Source organism: Streptomyces sp. SID486, from assembly GCF_009865385.1.
GTDB lineage: Bacteria > Actinomycetota > Actinomycetes > Streptomycetales > Streptomycetaceae > Streptomyces.
This window is the reverse complement of sequence record NZ_WWJT01000490.1, coordinates 1-2,403: the sequence shown is the minus strand read 5'-3', so window position 1 is coordinate 2,403 and position 2,403 is coordinate 1. Positions and strand designations below refer to the sequence as shown.

Here is a 2,403-nt window from a genome sequence, read left to right as displayed (position 1 = left end):
CCGCCGGCCCCCGCCGCACCGGTCGCGGAGGCAGCGGTCACGCCGGCCGGTCCGCGGCCCAGCCCCTCCCCCGCACCCGCGAGGGCACCGGCAGCCTTCCACTGGGTGCCGCGCCCGCACTACACCGGAGGCCCGCACCGCCCGGCCCTGGCCGGGACGCCGACCACCATGACCATGGCCGTGGTCACCACCCCGGCCATCCTGGCAGCGGCCGTGCTGCGGCCCGGTTCCCGCCGGCGGAGCCGCGGCTGACCCTCGCATCGGCCGGCCGTCACCCCCGTCCGGCCGCCGTGTCCCCCCAGCCCCCCCCGCCCGTGGTGCTCGCGCTCCCGCCCCCGGGGCTCGCGCGCTCTCCTTCCGTTCCGACGTACCCGTTCCACGTGTCTGTCCTGCCGTGCCTGTCCTGCCGTACCCGTCCTGGAGTTGTGCTGTGCCCGAGTGGCTCGTCTACACGCTGATCTCGATCCTGGTCTGTCTGCTCGTCGTCGTGGCCATCGTGGTGCGGCACCGCCGCGTCGCCGTCGACGAGGACACCTCCGAGACACCGGACGTGCTGGAGTACATGGTCATGATGGTCGGCGTCGTCTATGCCATCGTGCTCGGTCTGGCCATCGCCGGTGTCTGGGAGGCCCGCGGGGCGGCCGAGGACACCGTGCAGCGCGAGGCGCAGGCACTGTACGAGATCGACCAGCGACTGGACGTGTACCCGGCCGCCTTCCACGCCCAGGTGCACCACCACATCGACGACTACGCCCGGCACGCCGTCACCACCGAGTGGCCCGCGATGGAGCGCGACGCGCCCGTCGACGGCACCGGCGGCCGGCTGCTCGCCCGGATCCGCAGCGACGTCGCCCACCACACTCCGGGCGACGAACTCCAGGCCCAGGCGTACCAGCCGCTGCTGGACCAGATCGCCGCCGCGGACGACGCACGTCACCAGCGCCTGGACAGTGCCGGCACCACCCTGCCTGGCGAGGTCTGGTTCGGTCTCGTCGCCGGCGCCGTCGTCACCCTCGGTCTGCTGTACACCCTGCAGATCCGCCGCTCGGCCCGCGAACTGCTGCTCGCCACCGCCTTCAGCGCCCTGGTGGTCTTCCTGCTCTGCCTCGTCTGGAGCTTCGACGCTCCCTTCGGCCACTCGGGCACCGACTCCGCGCAGCCCCTCAGCGATCTGCTGACCACGGCCCTGTGACCGCCTGGGACCAGGCCGTGTATCGAAGGTGGATCTTGAGCTGTGAATGATCACGGTTCATGGCACGGGAGGGGGCTCACGGACGAACAGTGGGCGGTGTAGGAGCCGTTGTTGTCGAAGGGGACGAAGGCGGGGCGGCCGCCCGTCCGGCCCGACGGCAGCTGACCGGCGGCATACGGTTCCGGGTCGGACAGGGGTTCCGTGAAGGGACGTACCCGTCGAGTACGGGCCGTGGGGCCGGATTTACGACCTGTTCCGCCGATGGCAGCGGGACGGCACCTGGCACACGGGTCCTCACCCGCCTCCAGTCCGTGGCCGACGCGAGGGGTGCGATCACGTGGGACCTGAATGGCGTGCGCCTCGCGCAGGAATTGCTCCTACCTGCGCCGCCGGGGGATCTGCTGCACCATCCCCGACAAGGTCGACCAGACCCACGACCGCAGGAAGCTCGGATCCCGTGGCGGTCGGCCGCCGCGTTCGACCCGGTTGACCACCGCGAGCGCCACGCGATCGAGTGGGCATCAAGCGCCTTGAGAGGTACCAAGCCGTCGCCACGCGATACGACAAGTCGGCGGTCCGCGACGAGGCGACCGTCCTCGTCGCGGCCATCAACGAATGGCTGCGACCAGCCCTCGTGATATACGCCGGCAAAGAGTCCGCAAGCGTGGAACTGCGGTCACTCCCCGGCGATTTCGAGGAGGATGTGCGCCAGTTCGCGCGGTCAGGAGAACATCGGCCAGTGGCCGGTGTCCATCTCGATCAGCCGCCAGTGCTCCCCCGTTCTCGGCGATCGATGCCCTTACCATCACCCCGCCGTCCGGCCAGGAGGAGACGAACGGTTCGCCATCTGCAACCAGCACGTAGTTCGCCATGGCCGCACCCTAGCGAAGCGACCCCACAGCCGCTCCAGAAGAATTTTCGACACACGCCCTAGGTGTACTGCCCTGTGAGGTTGGGGACGCGGCTGGCGGGTGGTTGGCCCTTGAGCGCGGTGTGTCCGCGGTGGTGATTGTAGGTGTGCAGCCACTCGCTGAAGGCGGCGCGTCGTTCGGCCTCGGAGCGGTAGGGGCGGGCGTAGGCCCACTCGTCCAGCAGGGTGCGGTTGAAGCGTTCGACCTTGCCGTTCGTCTGCGGCCGGTAGGGCCGTGTTCGCTTGTGGACGATCCCGGCCTTCGCCAGGGCATCGCGCCAGTCGCGTGAGCGGTAGCAGG

At 70.4% G+C, this 2,403-nt stretch carries 2 protein-coding genes and 1 pseudogene; 2 read left to right on the top strand and 1 reads right to left on the bottom strand.

Annotated features, from left to right (window positions below):
• Together GT045_RS39945 and GT045_RS23070 are read left to right on the top strand one after the other, a co-directional pair.
• Positions 1–252 (top strand): annotated as a pseudogene (locus tag GT045_RS39945) (dihydrolipoamide succinyltransferase); the annotation flags it as partial.
• Positions 253–430: 178 nt separating this feature from the next.
• Positions 431–1,192 (top strand): DUF4239 domain-containing protein, encoded by a 762-nt coding sequence (locus tag GT045_RS23070; RefSeq protein ID WP_161335300.1) that lies wholly within the window; start codon positions 431–433, stop codon positions 1,190–1,192.
• A gap of 930 nt (positions 1,193–2,122) precedes the next feature.
• Here the strand turns inward: GT045_RS23070 and GT045_RS23065 are convergent.
• Positions 2,123–2,403: integrase core domain-containing protein (locus GT045_RS23065; RefSeq protein WP_161335299.1), on the bottom strand; the 281-nt coding region annotated here is incomplete at its 5' end.